This window comes from Dyadobacter frigoris (assembly GCF_005280585.1).
Lineage (GTDB): Bacteria > Bacteroidota > Bacteroidia > Cytophagales > Spirosomataceae > Dyadobacter > Dyadobacter frigoris.
In genome coordinates, this window is sequence record NZ_SZVO01000016.1 from 148,245 (window position 1) to 173,086 (window position 24,842).

General features: G+C 40.1%; 23 protein-coding genes. 16 read left to right on the forward strand and 7 right to left on the reverse strand.

Annotated features, from left to right (window positions below; all coding sequences use genetic code 11):
- The first annotated feature begins 14 nt into the window (after window positions 1-14).
- The 3 genes from FDK13_RS27755 to FDK13_RS27765 are packed head-to-tail and all read left to right on the forward strand — an operon-like array spanning window position 15 to window position 1,837.
- Entirely contained in the window at window positions 15-422 is a 408-nt protein-coding gene (locus tag FDK13_RS27755) for a hypothetical protein (RefSeq protein ID WP_137343285.1), read from the forward strand.
- A gap of 15 nt (window positions 423-437) precedes the next feature.
- Window positions 438-896 carry a hypothetical protein gene (locus FDK13_RS27760; protein ID WP_137343286.1) on the forward strand — a complete coding sequence of 153 codons (459 nt, stop codon included), beginning with the start codon at window positions 438-440 and terminating at the stop codon, window positions 894-896.
- 41 nt (window positions 897-937) lie between these two features.
- A complete protein-coding gene (locus tag FDK13_RS27765) occupies window positions 938-1,837 on the forward strand; it encodes a winged helix-turn-helix domain-containing protein (RefSeq protein WP_137343287.1) in 900 nt (299 codons plus the stop codon).
- Window positions 1,838-2,010: 173 nt separating this feature from the next.
- Here FDK13_RS27765 and FDK13_RS27770 read toward each other — a convergent pair whose 3' ends face one another.
- Both FDK13_RS27770 and FDK13_RS27775 read right to left on the reverse strand, forming a co-directional pair.
- Window positions 2,011-3,726 carry a GMC oxidoreductase gene (locus FDK13_RS27770; RefSeq protein WP_137343288.1) on the reverse strand — a complete coding sequence of 572 codons (1,716 nt, stop codon included), beginning with the start codon at window positions 3,724-3,726 and terminating at the stop codon, window positions 2,011-2,013.
- 14 nt (window positions 3,727-3,740) lie between these two features.
- Window positions 3,741-4,346, reverse strand: coding sequence for a gluconate 2-dehydrogenase subunit 3 family protein (locus tag FDK13_RS27775; protein WP_229216237.1), 606 nt, complete (start codon window positions 4,344-4,346; stop codon window positions 3,741-3,743).
- Window positions 4,347-4,662: 316 nt separating this feature from the next.
- Between FDK13_RS27775 and ytxJ the strand changes: the two genes are divergently transcribed.
- Window positions 4,663-5,013 (forward strand): bacillithiol system redox-active protein YtxJ, encoded by a 351-nt coding sequence (gene ytxJ / locus FDK13_RS27780; RefSeq protein WP_137343289.1) that lies wholly within the window; start codon window positions 4,663-4,665, stop codon window positions 5,011-5,013.
- 39 nt (window positions 5,014-5,052) lie between these two features.
- Window positions 5,053-5,616 carry a DUF4468 domain-containing protein gene (locus tag FDK13_RS27785; protein ID WP_170982934.1) on the forward strand — a complete coding sequence of 188 codons (564 nt, stop codon included), beginning with the start codon at window positions 5,053-5,055 and terminating at the stop codon, window positions 5,614-5,616.
- Between the two features lie 11 nt (window positions 5,617-5,627).
- Here FDK13_RS27785 and FDK13_RS27790 read toward each other — a convergent pair whose 3' ends face one another.
- Together FDK13_RS27790 and FDK13_RS27795 are read right to left on the reverse strand one after the other, a co-directional pair.
- Window positions 5,628-6,182 carry a mechanosensitive ion channel family protein gene (locus FDK13_RS27790; RefSeq protein WP_137343291.1) on the reverse strand — a complete coding sequence of 185 codons (555 nt, stop codon included), beginning with the start codon at window positions 6,180-6,182 and terminating at the stop codon, window positions 5,628-5,630.
- Between the two features lie 40 nt (window positions 6,183-6,222).
- Window positions 6,223-8,640 (reverse strand): ABC transporter permease, encoded by a 2,418-nt coding sequence (locus tag FDK13_RS27795; RefSeq protein ID WP_137343292.1) that lies wholly within the window; start codon window positions 8,638-8,640, stop codon window positions 6,223-6,225.
- A gap of 222 nt (window positions 8,641-8,862) precedes the next feature.
- On the opposite strand from FDK13_RS27795, the gene FDK13_RS27800 reads away from it, so the two are divergent.
- On the forward strand, window positions 8,863-10,410 hold the full coding sequence (locus tag FDK13_RS27800; protein WP_137343293.1) for a SulP family inorganic anion transporter: 1,548 nt from the start codon (window positions 8,863-8,865) through the stop codon (window positions 10,408-10,410).
- Window positions 10,411-10,704: 294 nt separating this feature from the next.
- Entirely contained in the window at window positions 10,705-11,736 is a 1,032-nt protein-coding gene (locus FDK13_RS27805; RefSeq protein ID WP_137343294.1) for an aldo/keto reductase, read from the forward strand.
- Window positions 11,737-11,800: 64 nt separating this feature from the next.
- On the opposite strand, the gene FDK13_RS27810 is transcribed toward FDK13_RS27805, so the two are convergent.
- Window positions 11,801-12,835, reverse strand: a complete 1,035-nt coding sequence (locus FDK13_RS27810; RefSeq protein WP_220417436.1) for a glycoside hydrolase family 43 protein — start codon at window positions 12,833-12,835, stop codon at window positions 11,801-11,803.
- A gap of 204 nt (window positions 12,836-13,039) precedes the next feature.
- On the opposite strand from FDK13_RS27810, the gene FDK13_RS27815 reads away from it, so the two are divergent.
- The 9 genes from FDK13_RS27815 (at window position 13,040) to FDK13_RS27855 (ending at window position 22,290) form a co-directional block, all read left to right on the forward strand.
- Complete coding sequence (locus tag FDK13_RS27815) at window positions 13,040-13,606, forward strand: TetR/AcrR family transcriptional regulator (protein WP_137343295.1); 567 nt, start codon at window positions 13,040-13,042, stop codon at window positions 13,604-13,606.
- A 68-nt stretch (window positions 13,607-13,674) separates the two neighbouring features.
- The gene (locus FDK13_RS27820; RefSeq protein WP_137343296.1) at window positions 13,675-14,427 is read left to right on the forward strand and encodes an SDR family oxidoreductase; all 753 of its coding nucleotides are present in this window, start codon (window positions 13,675-13,677) and stop codon (window positions 14,425-14,427) included.
- Window positions 14,428-14,626: 199 nt separating this feature from the next.
- A complete protein-coding gene (locus tag FDK13_RS27825) occupies window positions 14,627-15,361 on the forward strand; it encodes a TlpA family protein disulfide reductase (protein WP_137343297.1) in 735 nt (244 codons plus the stop codon).
- A 100-nt stretch (window positions 15,362-15,461) separates the two neighbouring features.
- Window positions 15,462-16,340 (forward strand): helix-turn-helix domain-containing protein, encoded by an 879-nt coding sequence (locus tag FDK13_RS27830; RefSeq protein ID WP_220417437.1) that lies wholly within the window; start codon window positions 15,462-15,464, stop codon window positions 16,338-16,340.
- 90 nt (window positions 16,341-16,430) lie between these two features.
- On the forward strand, window positions 16,431-17,438 hold the full coding sequence (locus tag FDK13_RS27835) for an aldo/keto reductase (RefSeq protein WP_137343298.1): 1,008 nt from the start codon (window positions 16,431-16,433) through the stop codon (window positions 17,436-17,438).
- A 122-nt stretch (window positions 17,439-17,560) separates the two neighbouring features.
- A complete protein-coding gene (locus FDK13_RS27840; protein WP_229216238.1) occupies window positions 17,561-18,742 on the forward strand; it encodes a DUF3095 family protein in 1,182 nt (393 codons plus the stop codon).
- Between the two features lie 162 nt (window positions 18,743-18,904).
- Entirely contained in the window at window positions 18,905-19,366 is a 462-nt protein-coding gene (locus tag FDK13_RS27845; RefSeq protein WP_137343299.1) for a (2Fe-2S)-binding protein, read from the forward strand.
- A 2-nt stretch (window positions 19,367-19,368) separates the two neighbouring features.
- Window positions 19,369-21,513, forward strand: coding sequence for a xanthine dehydrogenase family protein molybdopterin-binding subunit (locus FDK13_RS27850; RefSeq protein WP_137343300.1), 2,145 nt, complete (start codon window positions 19,369-19,371; stop codon window positions 21,511-21,513).
- Window positions 21,514-21,687: 174 nt separating this feature from the next.
- Window positions 21,688-22,290, forward strand: coding sequence for a nucleotidyltransferase family protein (locus FDK13_RS27855; RefSeq protein ID WP_137343301.1), 603 nt, complete (start codon window positions 21,688-21,690; stop codon window positions 22,288-22,290).
- A 140-nt stretch (window positions 22,291-22,430) separates the two neighbouring features.
- On the opposite strand, the gene FDK13_RS27860 is transcribed toward FDK13_RS27855, so the two are convergent.
- Entirely contained in the window at window positions 22,431-23,660 is a 1,230-nt protein-coding gene (locus FDK13_RS27860; RefSeq protein ID WP_137343302.1) for an XdhC family protein, read from the reverse strand.
- 21 nt (window positions 23,661-23,681) lie between these two features.
- Entirely contained in the window at window positions 23,682-24,839 is a 1,158-nt protein-coding gene (locus FDK13_RS27865) for a cysteine desulfurase family protein (RefSeq protein WP_137343303.1), read from the reverse strand.
- Between the last annotated feature and the right edge of the window lie 3 nt (window positions 24,840-24,842).

Here is a 24,842-nt window from a genome sequence, read left to right on the forward strand (position 1 = left end):
AAATAAAAAGGATCATGAAAAATCTATTTTATCTCCCTTGCCTATTTTTATTAGCCATTACTAACCCATTATTTGCCCAAAACAAATTCACAAACTGTTCCGCTGCTTTTCTAAATGACAAGATGATCGTGACGGAATACAGTACAAAAGGTAAAAGTACTGTCAACGAAAAGGCTACCGGAGAGCTTACCGTATACACCGCCGAACTTGGACCGACTACCAACAAACCAGTTGAGAAAATCGTGTTCAAGGTTGCCATCCGCGACAAAGATTCTAAAACGTTGGTTATGTTTTCCGACCAAGCTTTCAAACAGATCGCTATCCAGAATATTCTAAAAAAATGTAAAAAAGGAGACGCGATTGTTTTAATGACCACAGACAGTCAATACGCTTTGCCGCATAATGAAATTCTTGTTTTATAATAAATCCGTTCCAAAATGAAAAATATAATAACGAAGTTCACGATGGTTCTCATTTGTGTATTCACAATTTCAATTTCCGACGCATTACCTAAAAATGGTACGAGCAATGGTATTTCATTACTTCTTAATGGAAAATTGGCAGAGCCTGAAAATTTTATCCACGCAACAAATGGGCGTTTGACTTTGATCGACATAAATTCGAAATCCGGCCCTAAAACCGAATTGCAATTTTTCGCTTATCTTAGACGAGAGGGGAAAATCGTTGATGTTAATGCTTACGCACATAATTTTTCAGTTCGTAGTATTGAGTTGACCGAGATTTTAAAATCGGCGAAAGTGGGGGATGATATCATTATTGAACCTGCCAACAAAACTAATATTTCGGGTAGGAAAATAATATATGTCACTTATTCTATGTTGTTCCCTGTATTTAACTGGTTTCCATTTTTGAATAAAAACAAGGGAGGATGTTAATTCACGTCGTTTTGCTAAGTTTATAATAAAATTTCGAAAGGATGAATTTCAGAGATGTCAGATTGAAAACAACCGCGACAGTCACTTTTTTAGTGATGATTTTTCTGATATTTTCTGCGCTCGAAAAAGTGACGGGGAACAATGATTCTGTCAGGTTTTCTGAAAAAGTAAATCTTGCTTTGCGCCGCACTGCTCATCTTTTACTTGTTGAAAATGGAGATTCTACATCAGGAATTACGCCGGTTCAACAGCAGGATGCAAACACATTTTTAGTGAGGATTGATAAACTTTTTGATTATGATAAGCTTCCCGATCTGTTGCAAAAATCATTGAAAATTCATGGGATAGATCGGGGTTACGATGTTTCGGTACTTCGTTGCGAAAACAGCACGATTGTTTTGGGGTATAATTTTCAAGATTTAAATCAAAAAAAAGGAGTGCCGTGCAGCGGACGAAAATTGGAAGCTGGTTGTTATAATTTGAAAGTAAGTTTTTATCCGGAAACAAAAACTGCGTCTGCAACCAGTAACTGGTGGATTTTGCCAGTAGGGAGCTTGCTTGCAGGATTGGGTTTTATTGTTTGGAAAAGAAGCACGAAGGATATTAATCCGGTTAATGATCCATCGGACGATTATATCGATAACAAGATAAATTTCGGAAATTCTGCATTGGATATGACCAATTTAATTTTGATCTCAGAACGCAAAACTTATAATCTGACTTACAGGGAAGCCAAGCTTCTTCATCTTTTTACCAATAATAAAAACAAGGTTTTGGAAAGAGATTTTATTCTAAAATCAGTTTGGGAAGATGAAGGAATTGTGGTTGGCAGGAGCGTTGATGTTTTCGTTTCCAGATTGAGAAAAATGCTGGCGGAGGATTTAAATGTGAAAATCAGTGCTGTGCATGGGGTTGGTTATCGTTTGGAAGTTTCCAAATAGCAAGAGCCTGTATCCAATGATTTTTACCACAAAGGACACGAAGTTTTACACGAAGAGCACAAGATGTAATAATCTTACATTGTATTTCGATTATTTCCGGAAAAATTGAAATAAATCTTTGCACTTCTTTGTGTAAAACTTAGCGTCCGTTGTGGTTATTTTTTACCTTATTTCTACAAATTTTGTTTTTTCAATTCTTCCACCGCATGATTAGCGGCTCTTGCCGTTAACGCCATATAAGTAATAGAAGGATTCACACAGGAAGATGAAACCATAGCAGCTCCATCCGTTACAAAAACATTTTTAGCTGCATGAACCTGATTGAATTTATTTAAAACCGAAGTCTTTGGATCTTTTCCCATACGCGCTGTGCCCATGTCATGGATGCCTAATCCCAAATGCGTATCCTGACGATTAAAGCCGGCCACATTTTTGAAACCTGCAACTTCCAGCATTTCAACGGCCGCGTTCATCATATCTTTCCGCATGGCGATTTCATTTTGCCCAAAAGCCGCGTCGAAAACGATCATAGGAATTCCGTAAGGATCTTTTTTGTCTTTGTCCAGAAACATACGGTTTTCCGGATTCGGCAAAACTTCACCAAACCCACCAAAACCCATAACCCAGCTTCCCGGTTTTGTCATATCTTCTTTGAACGTCGCGCCAAATCCGTCTGCTGTAATTCCGCGTTTCCAGTCACTTCTGCTTGCGCCTCCCTGATACCCAAATCCGCGTAAATAATCCCGTTTGTCCGTTCCCCAGTTTCTGAATTTTGGAATATAAAGTGCATTCGGTCTTTGTCCGAAAATGTAATCATCTTCAAAACCTTCCACTGTTGCATTGGCTCCAACACCAAGATGATGATCCATAATATTTCGGCCCACCTGATCACTGTCATTTCCAAATCCCGTTGGAAAACGATGTGATTTTGAGTTTAAAAGAAGCGCAGCCGAGTTCATCGAGCCGGCGTTAAGGAAAATAATTTTGGCAAAATATTCTTCCACAGCCAATGTTTTCTGATTCACAACCCGAACGCCGGTAGCCTTTTGCGTTTTTTCGTCATAAATAATTTCACTGGCAATGCTATCATGCAAAACAGTAAGTTTATCCGTTTTTTTCGCGGCCGGGATTGATCCGGAAAGGGAGCTGTAATAAGCGCCGTATGGACAACCTCTGCTGCATTTGCTACGATATTGGCAGGAAGCTCTTCCGAGTTCTGTATGCCACGGTTGAGGTTTGGTAAGATTCGCAACGCGACCGATGGTGATAGGCCGGTTAAGCTTTTTCATCATCTGTTCTTTGAAATAAAGCTCAGGCGCACTCATGGGCATAGCAGGAAGAAAATGGCCGTCCGGCAAAACTTCCAGATTTTCTTTTTGTCCGCTGATACCTACAAATTTTTCTACATGTGTATACCAGGGTTCCAGATCTTCATAACGAATCGGCCAGTCAATCGCGATGCCTTCTTTGGCGTTTGCTTCAAAATCATTTTTGTTGAACCGATAAGACTGGCGGCCCCAGTGCATGGATTTTCCGCCGGTATGATAGGCGCGGATCCAGTCAAAAGGCCGTTTTTCTATATAAGGATTTTTTAAGTCATCTGTGAAAAATTCACCGGTTTCTTCATTTGCAAGATTTCCAAAACGGCTGTTCGCCCAATATTCTTCCGCTGAATGAATAGAAATTTTTCCACGGTGCTGAAATTCCCACGGACCTTTCATCGCCGTGTCGTAATCTTCAATATGTTTCACTTCCCGGCCGCGTTCTAGCATTAAAACCTGCAAACCTCTTTCTGTAAGTTCCTTCGCAGCCATCCCGCCGGTCATTCCGGAGCCCACCACAATGGCATCGTAGCGGTGGGTTTTATCTACTTTTAAGTTTAAGTTCATGGTGATTTGGTGACTCAGTAAGCGAAAGATTTTTGATTCGGTTTCAATTTTACCATTTCCAGTTTTCCCGGAATTGGTACGTAGTCGAAAGAAGATTTCAGGCCTTCATCTGAGGTGTAATAACCAAGCAAAGTCAGCTCTTTCATTAACCGCCAGAAAGGCAATCCTTTTGCCTGCTCCTTCATTTGTTCCCGGTCGTCATTATCACCCATTTTGGTTTGCTGAACCTGATAAATCTTCATCTGTTCAATCGAATCTGACTCAACCTGTCTTAATATTTCCAATTTCTGCGAAGAATTCAGAGAAAGGAATTTTTTACTTTCAAGACTAGCCAAACCTTCTGAAAAACTGACATGTTCCGGTTTTCGGTAACAATCCTGAATCATCATCACAATAAAATCGGGAACACCGACTTCTTTTGCACCCGGCGTATTTGTTTTTGGAATGATGATTTCTGCAACTTCTGCTACAATTAACTTCTGATTATCTGAAAATACGAAAGCAGCGGGAGATGCTTTTAAATTATTTTCCAAATGATTCATTGCCATCAAAGTTGGCGCTGAAAATGCTCCTCCGACCAGCAAAGCAACATTTCTTATGGCATTTCTCCTGTTCATCATTCTGATATTTATATTGAGGTTACACTATAAATCTAAGGTTTTTAATGTATTTCAATAAAAGATTATCAGTCAATAAAAATACTTTGCAATTTTAGAATCAGATAAGCAGAAAGGGTTCACGCAAAGGTGCAAAGCTAAAAGCGCAAAGGCCGCAAAGCTTTTACTTCGCGGCCTTTGCGCTTTTAGCTTACCTTCTTTGCGTGAAATTTCAGAACCATTTTCGCAGGAGAAAATATTTATTTTCACAAATTTTAAACTGCTAAGCCAAGTTCTTTGTTTATTACAAATCAGACATTGATTACTTGATTTTAAAAGCATGAATTGGATAACATTAACATCAGAAAAAGAAGTACAAGAACTTTCCAACTCGGGAGAATTATCCCTTATTTACAAACATAGTCCGCGTTGCATGACCAGCCTGATGGCGTTCAGGAATATGAAATCGGGATCAGAAAATGATTATACCATTCCATTTTATATGGTGGATGTGATTCAAAACCGGGACATTTCCCGCCTGGTGGCTGAAAAATTCAATATCAGACATGAATCGCCGCAAGTTTTAATCATTAAAGATGGCAAATGCATTTTTGATACTTCACACGAATCCATTGTTTTGAAAGATATCGTGAGCAAGATCAATAGCTTTGATAAAGAGCTGAGCAATTAATTTTGCCATTCCTTACTTGTTAAATTCTAAATTCTCTTTGTGAAAAAAGTACAATTTTTATTTGTCATACTATTCCTGGTAAGCTTTTGCAGCTTCGGCCAGGATGGTTATTTGCGGCTTGATAACCAGAAGAAAATCGTTTATACCGATGTTGCAACACTGGAGAAATCGAAGGATGTTTTATTCCAGAATGCACAAAAGTGGGTTGTGAAAACATTCGGTAATTACGAGAACGCCGTTGCTTCGGAAAATAAGCAATCGGGAAAACTGGTATTGAAAAGTTATACGCCGCTATCCTCGCCATCTTTTGAATATCTCCGTTACACCATGACGGTTGATTGCGAGGATAATAAATATCGGGTTACCATAAATGAAGTGGAAGGGATTTCAAAAAGTCAGTCGGTAACTCCATTGGGGAAAAAGCAAAATGATGAAATTCTGGAAAAGGAAATTCTCCTGAAAACAGAATCTGGCCGAAAGAAAAAATCAATAGCAGAGGAATCACTCAACCAGGCGAAAACAGATAATGATCAGATTAACCAGGCTATGTATAGCTTACTTGCGTCTTTGAAATTAGTTATGTCAGCGGATAGCGATCTGTAAGTAAAGTAGCTTCAACATAGAACACTGCTTATACAAACCAATACTTTTAGCTCAACGCTATCGATTGTGATGGCGTTGAACAAAATTTGTCTGGGCGCGGTTTTGATAATTTCATCAGCCTGATCAACGACTTCATTGATCAGCTTTTTTAGCAGTTCAAGATCCGTCTCGATGTTTACTTTAAAGATCAATTCATTTTTCAGACTTGAATTTTTCTGTGTATAATTTACAAGTCTGCCCGATAATAAATCACCATTCGGAATGATAACCCGAGATGCTTGCGGCGTTAGCATTTTACTGGAACGAATACTGATATCCAGCACTTTTCCTTTTTTATTGGCCAATTCAATATAGTCGCCGATATTGAATGGTTTTTCGAAAATCAGAATAATTCCTGAAACAAAATTGTTGATCACATTTTGGAGTCCAAGCCCGATTCCAACGCTTAATGCACCAGTTAAAACCGTTATTTTATCAAATAGTACTCCTGAAACGGTAATAGCAAACAGAAAGCCCACAATTTTGAAAAAGAATTTAAATGAAAAGGTCAGCAATCTGGTAACCATTTGGATACCGATTGCTGACTTTTATTTTTGGTTTAAAAAACTATTCCATCCGAATCGATTTAACCGGATTGATCATAGCCGTTTTTATACTCTGATAACTCACAGTGAGCAACGCAATGGCGATTGCCAGTAAACCGGAAACTGCGAAAACCCACCATTCAATTGAAATTCTATATTCGAAATCCTGCAACCATTGAGTCATCATATACCAGGCAACGGGCGTTGCAAGTACCAGCGCCACGAGCACAAGTTTGATAAATTCACCAGACAGCAATGCTACAATGCTGCCGATAGAAGCACCCAGCACTTTTCGAACACCAATTTCTTTGGTACGTTGCTGCGCTGTGAAAGTTGCCAATCCGAAGAGTCCCAGTGAGGCTACAAAAATGGTCAGACCAGCAAATATTCCAAGAATTGATCCCGTTTTTTGTTCGGCCTGATAGGTGCTGTTGAATCTTTCGTCCAGAAAAGAGTAAGAAAAAGGCTGTTCAGATTTATATCCTTTGTACTTATTTTCCATATCTGCCAGCAGACCTTTTATTTCTTTCGTTTTTATTTTGACAAGAAAATTTCCTGCGTCTTTTCCAAGAATCATAACCAATGGCGTGATTCTTTCGTGTAAAGATCTGAAATGGAAATCTTTAACCACACCAATGACGCGATACGTTCCTTTGCCGCCTTCATTATTTGTGTTGGTAATAGTTCTGTCCAGCGCATCTTTTTTAAATCCAAGCATAGCAGCCGCGGTTTCGTTCAGAATGACACCCGAAGAATCATTTCCAAACTCCTTTGAAAAATTGCGACCGGCGGCCATTTCCATACTTAATGTCGGAATGTAACTTGCGTCCACATCATATCGAAGGGTTTTTACGAGCTGCATGTTTTTGTCGTCCGGATACACCATGTAATTGTTATTGTTAGAAGGACCGGCTGGAATATAACTCGACGAACTGACGTTAACAACGCGCGGGTCACGCAGCAATTCTTCTTTGAACATTTCCTTGTTTTGTCCGAGCGACCAGGTATCCATAACCAGCACCTGATCTTTACTATATCCCAATTTTTTGTTTTGAATAAAACGTAATTGCTGATACACAACGGTTGTTCCAATGATCAATGTGATAGAAATAAAAAACTGAACAACCACTAATCCACTTCGTAGACTGATACTTTTTCTATCACTGGCCAGTCTTCCTTTCAATACCAAAATAGGTTTAAAAGAAGAAAGGAAAAATGCGGGATAACTACCGGCCAGAACTCCGACAGCAAGACCAAAAAGAATAAGGCCTGGCAAAAGAGATGGAATTGCGGTGAATTGCAGCGTCAGATTTTTACCCGATAATGTATTAAAAAGAGGTAAAGCCAAATAACCGAAAATCACCGCCAATAACATGGCAATGGACGTCAGCAAAATAGATTCAAGCAAAAACTGATACACCAATTCCTTTCTTTCTGAGCCCATAACCTTTCTTACCCCAACTTCTCTGGCACGTTTAGACGCGCCGGCAGTGGAAAGATTCATGAAATTGATACAGGCAATAACAAGCATAATAATGGCAACGGCGCCGAAAATATAGACGTATTTGATATCTCCGTTGTTTCCAAGATCATAACCAAAATCGGAATGCAAATGGATGTCCGTCAACGGTTGAAGATAAAGGCCGAGATTATTTCCGCTTTTTCTGAATTCTTCCATGGTTACACCCATGGCTACCTTCAATTGAGGCGCCATGTATTTTTCAACGGTTTGGGGCAATTTGGCTTCGAGTTTTTTATAATCGTATCCTTTTGGCAGAACCAGATAGGTGAAATATTCTGACGTCATCCAGGACGGTGATTTTGAGTCCGGGTATCCTGCCATGGAGGCAAATATTTCAAAGTGGAAATGTGAATTTTCCGGTACTTTCTCAATTACACCGGTCACTTTATAGGCTGTTTTTTCACCTTTGAAATTTATAACCTGGCCAATCGGATCAGCATTTCCAAAATATTTATTGGCCAGCTTTTGTGTAATAACCAAGGAATTAGGCTCTAACAAAGCGGTTTTAGTATCACCCTTTAATAAGGGAAGTGTAAAAACCTGGAAGAAATTGGAATCGGCAAAAACCAGATTATCTCCGGTATACTGTTTCTCTCCCAGTACAACTTTTGGAAAACCGCCCTGACGTAAACGCGTTGCAGCCAGTACTTCCGGATAATCCGCTTTAAGTGCCTGAGCAGTAGGTGGCATTACGTGGGCTTCGTTTAATTTTCCACCCTGCATTGTCCCTCTTAAAATCACGCGGACGATCTGGTTTGCCTTTTCATTGTAGCGGTCAAAGCTCAGTTCATCAAGCACATACAGGCTGATAAGCATACAGGATGCGAGACCGATGGCCAGCCCGATTATATTGATGGCAGAAAAAGCGCGATTCCGGGCAAGACTCCGCCAGGCGATTTTAAAATAGTTTTGCAGCATGATATAAAGATAGTAAGCCTGATTGCTTATTGCTCTATTTTTATGCCAATAAAATCAGGGCGTTGATATTCAAATAGATAGCTTTTTTTTAATTGTGATTTTGTTCACAAGCGTACTTGAACTGTTCGTTATCGGACACGTGAAAAAAGTACCGGAAAATACTTCAATAAGCTTTTAACCGGCTTAAAGCCTTATTTTTGCAATCTATTTTTACTTGACAAAATGACGGAATATTTAAATTTATTTGATTTTAAACAAAAGGTTGATTACAAAAACGAAATATTAGCCGGACTGACCGTCGCCATGACAATGATGCCGGAATCGCTTTCTTTCGCCATTCTGGCCGGATTTCCACCGCTTACCGGGTTGTATGCGGCATTTATCATGGGATTGGTAACAGCTATCTTCGGAGGAAGGCCGGGAATGGTTTCGGGTGGTGCAGGAGCAACGGTGATCGTGCTGATCGCATTAATGCAATCGCATGGTTTAGAATATGTTTTTGCGGCAGTGATTCTGGCTGGTTTTTTTCAGATTTTAGTAGGGATTTTCAGACTTGGTAAATTCATTCGTTTGGTGCCACAGCCTGTTATGTATGGGTTTGTCAATGGCCTGGCTGTGATTATTTTTACTTCACAATTTGAGCAGTTCAAGACTATTGCAAACGGACAAAAAGTTTGGCTTTCCGGAAATCCTTTTTGGGTTATGACCGGTCTGGTTGCTTTAACAATTGCTGTTGTGCTTATTCTACCAAAGTTGACAAAGGCAATTCCGGCTTCATTAGTAGCTATCATCGTCGTTTTTACGTTGGTTTTAGGTTTTGGAATTGATACTAAAACGGTAAAAGATATCGCTTCTGTGAGCGGGGGATTTCCTCCATTTCATATTCCGTCTATTCCTTTAAATTTGGAAACGTTACAAGTCATTTTCCCTTATGCCCTGATTATGGCAGGAGTAGGATTAACGGAAAGTTTACTGACGCTGAATCTGGTAGATGAAATAATAGGTAATCGTGGAAATGGAAATAAGGAATGTATAGCGCAGGGAAGTGCCAATATACTGAATGGTTTTTTCTTCGGCATGGGTGGATGCGCTATGATCGCACAGACATTTGTGAATATTTCTGCCGGAGCAAGGGCTCGGTTATCCGGCATTATTGCCGCCTGTACAATTCTGGCCGTAATATTGTTTGGGGCCCCGGTTATTGAAAAAATTCCTATGGCTGCATTAACTGGCGTAATGATCATGGTAGCGATCGGAACTTTTGAGTGGGGGAGTTTCAGGATTATAAACAAAATGCCCAAACAGGATATTTTTGTCGGAATACTTGTGGCTGTTATTACAATCTGGCTACATAATCTTGCATTGGCTGTGCTGATTGGCGTTATTATTTCTGCCCTCGTTTTTGCCTGGGAAAGTGCCAAACGTATCAGGGCAAGAAAATTCACAGATGAAAAAGGAGTTAAACATTATGAAATTTACGGGCCGTTATTTTTTGGTTCTGCGATGGCTTTTACTGAAAAATTTGATGTTGCCAACGACCCAAAAGAGGTTATAATCGATTTCAAAGAAAGCCGTATTGCGGATATGAGCGGAATTGACGCGCTTAATAAATTGACAGAACGTTATAAAAAAGCAGACAAAAAATTACTCCTTCGTCATCTTAGCGAAGACTGCCGTTTACTGTTAAAAAATGCGGATTCGGTGATCGAAGTAAATGTGATCGAAGATCCCACTTATAAACTTCCTGTTGAAGGGGATGAGGGAAATTAATAGCGATGTTTATTGAAATCTTATTACGGGCTTAATCAGGCGGTATTTTTAAGAAAGTAAAGTTTTCTAACACTGATAACTTTCCGAAAGTTATCTGAAAGAATGACCGGAACTATTCATCCATCCAAGTTAAGAATAAGCGGAGATTCTTCTGGGAAATAGAAATTATCTTGCTGCCTTTTTTGTTGAGATTTCAATGTGAAGACTTGTAAACTTCAACTTTGTTAAATCAGTTTAGCTAAAAGCAGATAACAGGTTGAAATTCAAATTGTAATAAACGTAATTTCAGGATTTATGGAATACAGGCAACTAGGAGCTTCCGGGATTAAAGTGCCCGTGTTAAGTTTTGGTACAGCTACTTTCGGTGGCGGAAATGAATTTTTCAAAGCCTGGGGAGAAACCGGGGTTGAAGAAGCTAAAACATTGATTAATATTTGCCTGGAAGAGGGCGTTAATTTGTTTGACACCGCCAATGTTTATTCGAGAGGATTATCGGAAGAAATTCTTGGTAAGGCTTTGGGAGGTTTGCGAAATCAGGTGTTGATTTCTACAAAAGCAACATTTCCAATGGGTGACGGGCCAAATGATTATGGCTCTTCCCGCGCTCATTTAATTCAGGCTTGTGAAGACAGTTTAAGACGTTTGAACACGGATCATATTGATATTTACCATATGCACGGTTTCGATGGCAACACGCCGGTTGAAGAAACTTTGCGCGCCTTGGACGATCTGGTGACCAGTGGAAAAGTGCGTTACATTGCTTGCTCAAATTTTTCTGGCTGGCACTTAATGAAATCACTCTCAGCTTCTGAAAAACATGGCTGGTCCAGATATGTAGGGCATCAGGCCTATTATTCGCTTCTCAACAGGGAATTTGAATGGGAGCTGATGCCGCTGGCACTCGACCAGAATGTGGGAACGATCGTATGGAGTCCTTTATCAGCGGGTTTGTTAAGCGGAAAATTCAAAAGAAATCAGCCAAAACCTGAAAGCAGCAGGTTAAGTCAGGGTGGTTCTCAGGGCCCGGAAACCAATTTTGAATTACTTTATAACATTGTAGATGTTTTGGAGGAGGTGGCTGAGGAAACCGGGAAATCTGTTGCTCAGGTTTCTTTAAACTGGTTATTACAGCGTCCAAGTGTTGTAAACATCGTTATTGGTGCCAGAAATGAAGAACAGTTAAGACAAAATCTTGCAGCGGCTGGATGGAATCTAGCAACAGAACAGGTGAAAAAACTTGATGCTGCTAGTGAAGTACCACCGATTTATCCTTACTGGCATCAGAGAGGAAACCAGAAACTAAATCCAAATCCGAAATTTTATTGATTTTAATATAACAAAAAAAGGGCGCTTCAATCGATAGCGCTCTTTTCCTTATTTTATAAGCCTGTTAATCAGGCACTTTGGCCGACCATGTAATATTGATAATATCTCCCTTTACTTCCATAGGCAGCCATAAATATCTGGAATTTTCAAGATCTGTTTTATTCCATCGGTCTGCAATAAAGAGGAACTTGCCGTTTTTGGCATTAATTGGTAAAACGAAGGTTCCCTGGGAAGAAAAAGTAGTTTCGGAAAACGGACCAATACAAGGATTGCCCATAGGTTTCCAATCACCCAATGGTGAGTCTGATACGGCATAAGAAGCAGCATTCGGACTCCAGCCCGTACAAGCTGATGTTAGCAGATAATACTTTTTTCCAAATTTGAACATCGCGGGTGCTTCGCGCCGTTTGCCTTCGGAAATCCTGATATATTGGTTGGTGACTGAACAATAATCATTTGATAACTGATTGATATACATTGTATTATTATCTTCCGAGGCATGTATAAGGTAAGCACTGCCGTTGTCATCCTTAAAAATAGTCATATCTCTGGAATCCTGCCCGTTAGGTTTTACGCTTCCCAGATACCGATAAGGGCCGGCAGGATTATCGCTGACCGCAACACCTGCATGTGCATAGCTGTAATCCTTATAATCTACGTGCATCCACATAACAAACTGTTTTGTTTTCTGATTATAAATAACTTTTGGCCTTTCAATTACCTTGCTGGTATCCAGATCACTTTCTGTATCAGAAACAGTAGCGCTCAACGCTATCTTTTCAAATTTCCAGTTTTTCAGATCTTTTGAAGAATAACAGGAAATACCTGATGCCGGAACGCGATAACATTCCATTTTCTGATCAGGAAGAAGCCAGGTTTTTCCTTTTTTTATTTCACCAAACCAATAATAAACGCCTTGATGATGAAGAATACCTCCGCCATGTGCATTAATGAAATTTCCATCGGTATCTTTCCAGACACCCGCCTGTAACATCTGTTTTTCAGGAAATTGTTTTAGAGATAATTTTTGAGAAAAGGCCGTTGTTATTGTTTGAATCAGAAATAAAAGTGACAAGTGCGCGCAAAGCCAAATTTTCATAGGTGTAGTTTTAAATTCGGTTGAAGTAATGTGGAGGGGATTTAATGATAATTGATACGTAAAAATCGCTTAAAGTAACACGGCAGAATTGTTTGTTAATGCTTTTGGTATAATATGGAATCAGAAAAAAAATAATTTTTTTTCTGATTAATTTGTTTTACTTACATATAAGTAAGTATATTTGTCAGGTTGAATTTTAATTCTATGAAAGCGAGAACGGATACAAAGGAAAAGATTGTAGAACTGGCAACAGATTTAATCCTGGCTGGCGGATATCCATCACTGAGTTATCAGCAGATTTCTTCCAAACTTGGTATTAAAAATGCTGCAATTCATTATCATTATCCCAGCAAAGAAGATTTGGGTGTTGAGGTCGTACGCAAAGAAATAGAAAGGTTTGATGACTTTATGGCCGCGGTTTCAGGTTTTGGCCAATGGGAGAAACTGGAAGCTTTTATGTTGAATTACCGTAAATATCTGGAAAATGAAAACAGGATTTGCATGATTGGTGCCTGTGCATCGGATTACCGCGAAATTCCGGAACAGATCCAATCCACTGCGGCGGAATATTTCCAAATTGTCAAAAACTGGTTCACAGATTTACTGGAATCCGGCAGAAGTGAAAAGGCTTTTTATTTCAGGGGCGAAGCGGCAAATAAGGCTTCTCTGATTTCCTCGGCCATGGCCGGAGGTTTGCAACATGCCAGACTTATTGGTAATGCGCATTATGACGCGGTAATCACTCAAATAAAACTTGAATTACAAGAATAAAAAATTTGCCATTTAAACTTACTTATTAGTAAGTAATTGAAAATAATTTATCATAAACAAAACAAGTCATGTCTGAACAAAAAATTGCATTTATCACCGGCGCAAATCGCGGAATTGGATTCGAAACAGCAAAAAAACTTGGTAAGCTGGGCATATTTCCTGTTATAGGATCAAGAAATGAAGAATCAGGAAAAGCAGCCGTTGAAAAGTTGAAAGCCGAAGGAATTGAATCAGATTTTATAAAATTTGATGTAGCGGATAAAAAGGATTACGCCAATGCCTACGAGTATTTTGACAAGAAGTTTGGCAGACTGGATATATTGGTGAACAACGCCGGACTAAGTTTTGAAGGCGATCCAATGGCTTCGATCGGAAGGGAATTCGCTACGAGCGGTGTTTCAGAAGAAGCATTACGCGGAACTTTGGAAGCTAATTTTTTCGGTGTAGTGTTTAGTACACAAGCACTTTTACCCTTGATTAAAAAATCGGAAGCGGGCCGAATCGTCAATGTTTCGAGTAATCTTGGTTCTTTGACTTTGCATTCTGATCCATCTTCACAAATTTATGCGGTGAAAATGTTTGCTTACGATACTTCAAAAACCGCCCTGAATTCTTTCACAGTCCATCTTGCGCATGAACTGAAAGACACAAATATCAAAGTAAATTCTTTGCATCCCGGCTGGATACATACCGAATTAGGCGGATCCGCTGCCCCGATGACACCACAGGACGGAGCGGATACAAGTGTGCGATTGGCAACACTTCCGGCTGACGGCCCAACGGGCGGATATTTCCATTTAGAGGAAACAATTGCCTGGTAGAAATCATTTTATCCATGTTAAAATACCTGAATCATAGCACTTGATTCAGGTATTTTTTATTTAATGGAATATCAACTATTGATAATTATCTGAAAATAGAAGCCGACTTAAAATATTACTAAGCCCAAATCAGTTATATAATCAAATTTAAAAATCGGGATACGCTTCTTTTTATCTTGACAAAATCAACAATACCTTTATGAATGTCAGATTTATCGGGTTTATCCTGATCTTTTTTTGTGTAGAAAACAGCCGGGTAACTTCGGCTCAGGTGCTGCGGAGTAAGGGAAAAATGAATCAGCAGTTTGTAATGAACGATGAAACTGTCATTGTTAACCAGGCTACCGGCCAGCGGATCAGCTACCATGCTTATGATGAATTGTTAAAGAAAAATCCAGGCCGGTATCGCACCCAGCCGGTTTTTGATAAATTTGGAAAAGCTTCATCTTTTGCCCTGATCCCGAAAACGAAATCCGAAGTTGAGACTGGAATAACTTTGACGCTGGATGAAGACGGAATGCCTGAAATTGGAAAACCAATCCCGCCTTTTGTCATGAACGGACTGGATGGAAAAACGTATGATTCTGAAAAACTGAAAGGAAAATATGTACTCCTGGGATTTTGGGTTAAATATGAAAAACCACTTTACACGTTTGAAAGCACAAAAATTATATCCGATTTCATTGAAGAAAATCGGGGAAAAGGAATAGAAATTGTCTCCTTAGGGACAACGATCAACACCGATGAAGAATGCAGAAAAGCAATACCAAAACGAAATTGCGGCTTTATCCCGGTTCCTGATTCCTTTGGTTTTAACCATCGTTACAAAGTGACAGAAACACCTTTTTTTATATTGGTTGATAAAAAAGGAATTGTGAGAGCTATGGCACCTCACACGGAGTTTGACAAAATCAGGGAACTATCTCTTCGATAGACGCTGCGAGTTATATAAGTTTGACATCTGCAATTGATGCGATAGTCTTATTTGTTGGGATATAAATCGGATCTCCCTTTGATTTTGTTAACTTTGCAGTATGACAAATATGAGAATTGCTGAACTCCTTCCGCCTCCTGCACATTATCAATTGGATGTTATTCCGTTTAGAGCCCAGATTTTCGAGGGGGATGGAACAACGCCTTTTCTACCTTATAACAGGCGAGACTACTACAAAATATGGAGCATAAGCGGTCCTGCAAAACTTCATTATGCCGACAAATCGGTTGAGATAAATAAACCTGCATTAATTTTTTCCAATCCTCTGGTCCCGTATTCACTTGAAGTTTTTTCGGATGACCGTTCCGGGAGCATGTGTGTTTTTACCGAAGATTTTCTGAAAACAAAAGAACGGCTGGATAGTATTCAGGAGTCGCCGTTGTTTAAAATCGGAAGTGATCAGGTATTTTTTCCCGATCGGGCACAGCTTTCCTTTATTTACACACTTTATGAGAAAATGGTTTCCGAGATGGAATCAACCTATATTTATAAGTATGATGTGATCAGAAATTATGTAAATCTGATGATCCATGAAGGTATGAAAATGCAGCCGGCTTTGTCGGATGTGCACCATAACAATGCAGCTTCACGTATCACCAGTTTATTTCTTGAATTATTGGAAAGACAATTCCCGATTGATTCGCCACACTTTGTTTTGAAATTAAGAAAGGCCAACGACTTCGCAAAGAATTTGTCAATTCATGTAAATCATTTGAATAACGCTGTCCGTGATGTTACCGGAAAAACCACCACGGCACATATCACCGACCGGATTGTCAACGAGGCAAAAGCACTTTTAAGACATACCAACTGGAGTATAGCAGATATTGGCTCTTGCCTGGGTTTTGAATATTCAAGCTACTTCAATAATTTCTTTAAGAAAAACGTCGGCGTTACACCTTTATCACTCCGTAAATAATGCTTTGATTTTTATAGTTTTTACTTTGAAAACAGGGATTTTGTCTGACTTTTCGAAAATACCTTTGCTGTATAATTAAATAACAGCAAAATGAAATATAACGTATTGGGAAAGACAGGTTTGAAAGTTTCTGAATTATGTCTTGGAACGATGACTTTTGGAGGTAAAGGATTTTTCAAAGTAATGGGAAGTCTGGGCCAGGATTCAGTTGATCAATTAGTGAGAAAAGCAGTGGACGCCGGAATTAATTTTATCGATACAGCCAATGTATATTCCGAAGGAATGTCCGAAGAACTTACTGGGAAGGCGATCCGGAATCTTGGATTAAACCGTGATGATCTGATTGTAGCCACCAAAGTTCGCGGAGCGATGGGTCAGGGGCCAAATGATCAGGGCCTAACCCGGAAACATATCATGCAACAGGTCGAAGCAAGTTTGAAAAGATTAAATACGGATTACATTGATTTGTATCAAATCCATAGTTTCGATCCAATAACTCCTTTTGAAGAAACAATAAATGCGCTGGATGATCTGGTTCGGAGCGGAAAAGTGCGCTATATCGGTGCTAGCAATTTGTCGGCATGGCAGCTTATGAAAGCGGTTGGGTATTCGAAATATCAGGATAAAGCGAAGTTTGTTTCTATGCAATCCTATTATTCATTGGCTGGCAGGGATATAGAGCGCGAGCTGGTTCCCCTTCTGGATGATCAGAAAATCGGATTGATGGTTTGGAGTCCATTGTCTGCCGGATTATTAAGTGGAAAGTATAACCGCAACGGAGAATCTGAAACGGGCGGAAGGCTTACACATTTTGCTTCATTCCCGGTCGACAGAGAACGCGCTTTCAATATTATTGATGTATTACAGCCGATGGCGGAAGCCAAAGGAGCGACTGTTGCTCAGTTGTCTTTGTCCTGGCTTTTACACCAGTCTGCGGTTACAAGTGTTATTATTGGCGCAAATAAAATTGAACAATTAGAAGATAACCTGCATTCGGTGGACATCGTGTTTACGGCAGAAGAACTGAAAGCTTTGGATGAGCTTAGTAAGCTGCCTGTGGAATATCCCGGCTGGATGCTGGAAAGAAGTAAAAGATAGATGGTTTTTTGATAAATGGATTAAAACGTAGTGTGAAAACAGTACGTTTTTTTGTTTGCAAGAGTTTTTCAATATAAGATTATTAAAACAGAAGTCTTGTCATTCAAAAGATTTAAATTTGAATGAAACCAGCCCTTAATATAATGCCGACTTTGTCAATCAATGATTTATTCTACTCAGCACTGCCGGTCAACGAAATTTCCCTGAGCGATCTGCTTACGGAAAAACATCTTTTTTATAAGCTACCCGACGACTGGCACGTCGTCGTTACCGACGTTAAAAATTCAACACTTGCAGTGCAAAGTGGATTGCATGAGGCTGTAAATCTTATCGCAACAGGCTGTATTGTAGCCGTTTTGAATATTGCCCGGAAAAATAATCTGAGTGTTCCTTTTTTCTTCGGAGGAGATGGTGCGACTTGCATTATTCCGCCTTTAATTCTGGAAGAGGTAATGCGGTCTTTACAAATTCATAAGGATAATACTTTTCAGAATTTTGATATTGACCTGCGGATTGGCAGTATTCCCGTACATGAAATTTATCAAAATGGCTTTACTCTGAACATCAGTAAATTTAAAAATTCGAGTATATTTTCAATTCCGGTTGTTCTGGGAGATGGATTAAGTTATGCTGAGAAATTGATCAAAGGTGAAGATCATAAACGGGATCTGCTGGAATCTGAAAATCAGCTGCTGGATCTGGAAGGAATGCAATGCCGGTGGGACAGAATTGCGCCTCCTGAAAATCTGGATGAAGTGATCAGTTTGCTTGTCATTGCAAGAGAAGAAACGCAGCAGGGAATTGTATTTAAAGAGGTAGTGGATTTTCTTGATAACATTTATGGAACATCGCAAAATCGCCAGCCGATCTCGGTTTCAAAACTGAAATTAAAATCGACATTGGCGAAGATAAATCTTGAAATGAAGGTCAAGTTTGGTCACCTGCGTTTTTTTTATATGCTTTATAATCGCTTCATTATGCTGTTTGGGCCCTATTATTTTAATACAAAAGAAGGTAAATCGTACCTGAGCACAATTGTTGAACTGGCCGATACTCTGGTGATTGACGGACGAATTAATACCGTTATTTCAGGTAATACAAAGCAACGTTTATTGCTGGAAGAAGCCCTCAATAAACTGGAAACCGAGGGTAAAATACGATACGGACTTTTTGTAAGTAAAGAATCGATTATGTCCTGTTACGTGCCTAATGAAGAAAACGCACACATCCATTTTGTAGACGGAGCGGAGGGCGGATATACCAAAGCGGCAGGTATTTTGAAACAAAAAATTCGATATAGTTAATTGGCTATATCCCTTCTGACTTACTGCAATCGCTGTTTTTTAGAAAAATATTGTTTAACTTGTAATGTCAAAATCAGCGTAAATAATATAGAATTCTTTTCACGAATCTCGTTGTTTTATCGCTGATGACATTTGAATTGTTATAACAAATACAATTTCACTATGGGGTTATTAAAATTGCAAATCAACAACCGCAGCTATGAAACAGATGTAGCCGGGGACACCCCGCTATTGTGGGTGCTGCGCGATAATCTGGGGCTTGTAGGGACCAAGTTTGGCTGCGGAATTGCCCAGTGCGGTGCCTGCACAGTCCATCTGGACGGAGAGGCGGTCCGTTCCTGCGTTTTGCCGGTATCGGCAGTGGGGAAAGGAAAAGTGACGACGATTGAAGGTTTATCAGAAAAGGGAGATCATCCGGTTCAGAAGGCATGGGAAGAAATTGATGTACCGCAATGCGGATACTGTCAGGCAGGCCAAATCATGACGGCTGCTGCTTTTTTAAAGAAAAATCCTAAACCAACCGATGCGCAGATTGTGGAGACGATGAGCGGTAATATTTGCCGTTGCGGAACCTACCACCGGATACGTGAAGCAGTAAAATCGGCCGCATCCAAAACCAAATAATCATGCAGACATTAGAACAAACTTCAAGACGTAATTTTTTAAAAATTGCGGCAACGGCTGGTGGAGGATTATTTTTAGGTTTCAGCTGGTCGGGTGCTGCTGCATTGCCAGGCGTGGTCAATCCTGAATCTGCCGGGGCGGGTGCTATTAATTTCAACAGTTTTCTTACGATCGGAACAGATAATATTATCACAATATTTTCTCCAAATCCTGAAATCGGACAAGGTATAAAAACCGCCTTTCCGATGATTGTAGCTGAGGAACTGGACGCTGACTGGAAACAGGTAAAAACGGTTCAGGCAAATCTGGACACGAGCAAATATGAGCGACAGGTAACGGGCGGCAGCGGAGCGGTTCCACATTCATGGGAACGTTTACGGAAAGCAGGTGCGACGGCAAGGTATCTTTTAATTGAAGCCGCCGCGAAAAGATGGAATGTTTCTCCGACGGAAATTACTACCGAGAAAGGAAAAGTTTTTCATAAAGCTTCGGGTAAATCAGCTACTTACGGAGAACTTGCCGGGGAAGCTTCGAAAATTTCGGTACCTAAAGAAATTAAGTTAAAAGATGAAAAGGATTTCACATTAATAGGGCAAAGTGTCCGCAATGTTGATAATCAAAATATTATAACGGGCAAGCCGCTTTTTGGATTGGATTTTTACCGGGAAGGAATGTTGTTTGCCTTAATTCAGCGTCCGAAAGCATTTGGTCTGAAACTGAAATCGGTTGATTCGGCGGAGGCAAAGAAAATGCCTGGTATCGTGGACGTTGTTACTTTTGAAAATAGTGTTGCCGTTGTCGGAAAATCAACATGGCAGGTAAAAAAAGCGCGTGAACTTTTGAAAATCGAATATGAAAAAGAATTCGATCTTGAAAGCTCGGCGGATCATAATCGTATTTTCAAACAATTATTGGAGGGTGGACAAGCCACGGTAAGAAGGAAAAATGGCGATGTGGAAGCTGCTTTTAAAAATGCCGCTAAAATAGTAACGGCTGAATATCAGTGTCCGTTTTTACCGCATAGCCCTTTGGAGCCAATGAACTTTTTTGCGCATGTTCGGGAAGATGGGGTAGAACTTGTAGGGCCAACACAAACACCGGATCGTGCACGGACTGAAGCGGCGAAAATTACAGGTTTTCCGCCTGAAAAAGTTACGGTTGAGATTACCAGACAAGGTGGAGGTTTTGGCAGAAGGCTGGCGGCTGATTATGCTATTGAAGCGACACATGTTTCAAAATTGATGAAAGCGCCGGTTAAAGTGGTTTGGACCAGAGAAGATGATATGACGGGCGGAACCTACCGGCCCGCAGTTCGTTATCGTTTTGAAGCGGCTTTGGATAAAACCGGACAATTAATTGGGTATAAATTACGAGGTGTAGGAATGAACGCCGGTAACCCGACGCGGGAAGATAATTTCCCTTCCGGAGCTGTTGATAATTTGTTAATTGATTCGGTTGATCATAAATCACCGATTACAACCGGTCCGTGGCGTGCGCCAATTACCAATTTTCTCGCTTATGCGGAACAATCTTTTTTGGATGAAGTAGCCGAAGCAGCTGGTAAGGATCCGATCCAGTTCCGTTTGGAATTGTTGGAAAAAGCTAAAAAAGCACCTGCCGGAGAAGTCAAATATGATATTGACCGGATGATTGCCGTGATAAAACTGGCCGCAGAAAAGAGTAATTGGGGCAAGAAAAAAGGCGTTCATCAGGGTTTTAGTGTCTATTTTTCACACCGTTCTTATGTGGCTCAGGTAGGAGAGGTTGTTGTGGAAAAAGGGAAACCTGTTTTGAAAAACATGATTGCAGCTGTGGATTGTGGTATAGTGATCAATAAAAGCGGATCTCTTCAACAAGTAAGAGGTGGAATCGTGGATGGTATTGGTCATGCGATGTATGGTAATCTGACTTTTAAAGACGGAGCGCCGGATCAAAATAATTTCAATGCTTTCCGGTTAATCCGTATGAATGAAATTCCGGAAGTGGATGTGCATTTTGTTGATAATGGAATAACGCCTACCGGATTAGGTGAACCGGCATTACCACCCGCCGGTGCAGCCGCAGCGAATGCTTTTTACAAAGCAACAAAGAAAAGATTGAGAAACCAGCCATTTATGGAAGAGGAAGCGTTTAAGAATATTTCATAAAAAAAACAGAATGATCAGCAGTTCAGCGGGATACAATTTTGTATTTAGCTGAACTGTTTTTTGTTTAATAATAAAATGATTAAAACCTTATTTGGACAATGTCTGGCGTAATATTTGTAATTATCTGTTAAGTGCCTGATCAATAATTTGGTAAAATAATTTAATCAATTTCAAATGAAAACTACCATTGCTATCGTTATTCTGGCCGCCGGAAAATCTGCCCGTTTAGGCCAGCCGAAACAGCTTCTTCCCTTTAAAGGAAAAAGTCTGATATGCCATTGCGTGGAAATAGCCCGGAAAGTCGTTGAAAATGTAGTTGTAGTTACAGGAGCTGAAAGGAAACGTATCGAATCGGAAATAAAAAACAGTGCTGTTGAAATTGTGTACAATCCTGAATGGGAGGAAGGAATAGCTTCTTCGATTCGTTCCGGTTTAGCTTATGTAACAGAAAAAAATCCTGATATAAACGAAGTCATTTTTATGGTTTGCGACCAGCCTTTTGTGACTGCTGATCTTCTTCATAAACTGATTAAGGAGAAAGAACTTTCTACAAAAAGCATCGTTGCAAGCTGCTATTCAGAAATAGCCGGAACGCCGGTGATTTTCGATAAAAGTATTTTTCCGGAATTAATGGAATTAACGGGTGACATGGGTGCAAGAAAAATCATCATTAAAAGTAAAGACCGTATGTCAACCGTAGATTTTCCACTGGGTAATGTTGATATGGATACAGCGGATGATTACAAGAAGTTGCTGATGCAGAAAGATTTGTTGTAATTTTAAAAATGAATGATCCGCAGACGTTGGAATGTTGGCTAATTTTGCAATCCCGAAAGGATGGTATTATTATGAAAATTCGTGGATTTTCAGATGAGCCAAACCCTGAAAGAGTGAAATAATAACGCCAATTACCTCAACTACATCGGCCCCATTCCACAAGAGCCCGAAACTTCTTCACCGGGCAAACTCAAAACATTCTGCACCTTTCTTTTTTTCAAAACCGGTATATTTTGAACGGAACGACTATGGATAACATCCGGTTTATCCCGTAGAAATGTTCCTGGTGTTTTATTTAAAACCGCCTTTATTTCAGCCAAAACCGATAGGGCGATTTCCTCAGAAGTTTCTGCGCCAATATCCAGTCCAACGGGACCATAAATTCTTGAAATTTGTTCTTCTGTAACTTCAATGCCGTCATCTTTCAAATCGGCTAACATTCTTTCCAATTTCTTTTTTGGGCCGAGACTGCCAATGTAAATAGAATTTTTACTCTTCATGAATTCGCGAAGGACGCCAAGATCGTAGTTGTAATTGTGCGTCATTAGAACAAAAACGGTCTGCGTGTCGGAAGGGATTTGGAAAATTACTTCATTGGATTTAGCCACAAATACTTTTCCTGCCAAAGGAAACCGTTGTCTCGTTGCCTGATTTGCACGTCCGTCAACAACGGTAATAGTCCAGCCCAAAAGCGAAGCCATCCCAACCAGCGGAATCACATCATTTCCGGCCCCAACAATCACAAGTGAAACAGGAGGTTTTAAAAATTCAATAAAAGCGGTAAGTTTGTTTCCTTCAAAAGAATAAGTGTTGAACAATGAGTGTTCAGAGCGCAAAGCTGTATCGCTATCCTGAATTACGGTATCAACATATTTGACAAACTGGTTTTCTACAATTAAGTGCTCTTCATCATCAAGCAGAAGCATTCCGGTGCCTGGTTGATCTGACCGGTTGGTCATCGAAAAAAGTGTAACCAGTATAGCATTTATTCTTTGTTTTGTAGCCCGTTCCAGTAAGGCAATCGGGTGGTTTTCTTGATCGACATTAATCGGTTCGAACAAAATATGTACAATGCCGTTACAACCGAGTTGAACGCCGAATTTTGCATCGTCATCATCGTCCATCGTATCATAAGTCACTAGCTTATTGGTTTGCTGCGAAATCGCCAGAAGCGCTTTTCGTAGCGCATCTCCTTCCAGACAGCCTCCGCTGATAGCGCCTGTGAGTTGTCCATCCTCTGTAACCAGCATTCTGGCGCCAGGTCTCCGGTAGGACGAACCTTCCACATGAACCACCGTCGCCAGTGCCATACTTTTACCCTCGGCAATTGCCAGATGATACGCTTCTATAATATCTGTAATTTCTTTCATTTGTTTTTCAAAAAGAAAATATCAATGCATATTGCTGCGATGATTTTCTACAATTGTTCTTATAGTCTGAACCGCGTATTCAATTTGAGAAAGCGTAGTAAATCTTCCAAGACTCATTCGGAACGAACTTAAAGCAAGCGTATCACTTAGTCCAAGGGCCTTTAAAACATGACTGGGTTTAGTTGTGACCGACGAACAAGCTGAACCTCTCGAAACCGCTATTTCACTGCATATTTCTAAAAGCAAAGCCTCTCCGTTGACATGTTCAAAAGAGATATTAGTGATGTTGGGCAAACGGTTTTCCATGCTTCCGTTTTTCTTTGTACCTTCCATTTTAAGCAATTCCCGTTCCAGTAAGTTCCGTAAAACCGCAACAGCACCCGGCTCACTTTCCAATTCCATCTTACAGATTTCGCAAGCTTTACCTAACCCAACGATTCCAGGCACATTCAGCGTTCCGCTCCGCATATTTTTTTCGTGACCGCCTCCATGGATTTGAGACGAAATATTCACTTTGGGATTTCTCCTTCTTACATATAATGCTCCGATTCCTTTTGGTCCGTATAATTTATGCGCACTCAGGGAAAGCATATCCATACCATCTTCATTGACGTCAATCAGTATCTTTCCGACTGCCTGGGTCGCATCTGAGAAAAACAGAATACCATGTTTTCTTGCCAGCTTACTGATTTCCTCAACAGGTTGAATGGTACCCGTTTCGTTGTTTGCAAACATGATAGAAATCAGAATAGTCTGACTGGTAATAGCATTTTCGAGCTCGGTCAGCTCTATCACACCTTCCGGATTCACGGGTAGATAAGTAACTTTTCCACCAGTATTTTCAACCCATTCACAGGTATCCAGCACGGCCCGATGTTCCGTTACACAGGTAATGATATGGTTTCCTTTTTCTTTATAATTTTCAAAAACTCCTTTTATTGCAAGATTTATAGATTCTGTCGCACCGGAAGTAAATACGATTTCCGAAGGATGTGCACCGATCAATTCCGCTACCTGCTCCCTGGCTATATCAACCGCCTCGGAGGCAGTCCACCCATATACATGTGAATTACTGGCTGCATTCCCGAAATTTTCAAGAAAATACGGCAGCATTTCTTCAAGAACTTTTGGGTCCATAGGAGTGGTTGCGGCATTGTCAAGATACACAGGTAGTTTCAATGG

Coding starts and splice junctions, on each gene's coding strand:
- FDK13_RS27825 (WP_137343297.1), top strand. CDS start 14,627: ATGAATGTCAGATTTATCGGGTTTATCCTGATCTTTTTTTGTGTAGAA.
- FDK13_RS27830 (WP_220417437.1), top strand. CDS start 15,462: ATGACAAATATGAGAATTGCTGAACTCCTTCCGCCTCCTGCACATTAT.
- FDK13_RS27845 (WP_137343299.1), top strand. CDS start 18,905: ATGGGGTTATTAAAATTGCAAATCAACAACCGCAGCTATGAAACAGAT.
- FDK13_RS27840 (WP_229216238.1), top strand. CDS start 17,561: ATGAAACCAGCCCTTAATATAATGCCGACTTTGTCAATCAATGATTTA.
- FDK13_RS27855 (WP_137343301.1), top strand. CDS start 21,688: ATGAAAACTACCATTGCTATCGTTATTCTGGCCGCCGGAAAATCTGCC.
- FDK13_RS27820 (WP_137343296.1), top strand. CDS start 13,675: ATGTCTGAACAAAAAATTGCATTTATCACCGGCGCAAATCGCGGAATT.
- FDK13_RS27815 (WP_137343295.1), top strand. CDS start 13,040: ATGAAAGCGAGAACGGATACAAAGGAAAAGATTGTAGAACTGGCAACA.
- FDK13_RS27765 (WP_137343287.1), top strand. CDS start 938: ATGAATTTCAGAGATGTCAGATTGAAAACAACCGCGACAGTCACTTTT.
- FDK13_RS27755 (WP_137343285.1), top strand. CDS start 15: ATGAAAAATCTATTTTATCTCCCTTGCCTATTTTTATTAGCCATTACT.
- FDK13_RS27800 (WP_137343293.1), top strand. CDS start 8,863: ATGACGGAATATTTAAATTTATTTGATTTTAAACAAAAGGTTGATTAC.
- FDK13_RS27805 (WP_137343294.1), top strand. CDS start 10,705: ATGGAATACAGGCAACTAGGAGCTTCCGGGATTAAAGTGCCCGTGTTA.
- FDK13_RS27790 (WP_137343291.1), bottom strand. CDS start 6,182: ATGGTTACCAGATTGCTGACCTTTTCATTTAAATTCTTTTTCAAAATT.
- FDK13_RS27760 (WP_137343286.1), top strand. CDS start 438: ATGAAAAATATAATAACGAAGTTCACGATGGTTCTCATTTGTGTATTC.
- FDK13_RS27795 (WP_137343292.1), bottom strand. CDS start 8,640: ATGCTGCAAAACTATTTTAAAATCGCCTGGCGGAGTCTTGCCCGGAAT.
- FDK13_RS27770 (WP_137343288.1), bottom strand. CDS start 3,726: ATGAACTTAAACTTAAAAGTAGATAAAACCCACCGCTACGATGCCATT.
- FDK13_RS27810 (WP_220417436.1), bottom strand. CDS start 12,835: ATGAAAATTTGGCTTTGCGCGCACTTGTCACTTTTATTTCTGATTCAA.
- FDK13_RS27775 (WP_229216237.1), bottom strand. CDS start 4,346: ATGATGAACAGGAGAAATGCCATAAGAAATGTTGCTTTGCTGGTCGGA.
- FDK13_RS27850 (WP_137343300.1), top strand. CDS start 19,369: ATGCAGACATTAGAACAAACTTCAAGACGTAATTTTTTAAAAATTGCG.
- ytxJ (WP_137343289.1), top strand. CDS start 4,663: ATGAATTGGATAACATTAACATCAGAAAAAGAAGTACAAGAACTTTCC.
- FDK13_RS27860 (WP_137343302.1), bottom strand. CDS start 23,660: ATGAAAGAAATTACAGATATTATAGAAGCGTATCATCTGGCAATTGCC.
- FDK13_RS27835 (WP_137343298.1), top strand. CDS start 16,431: ATGAAATATAACGTATTGGGAAAGACAGGTTTGAAAGTTTCTGAATTA.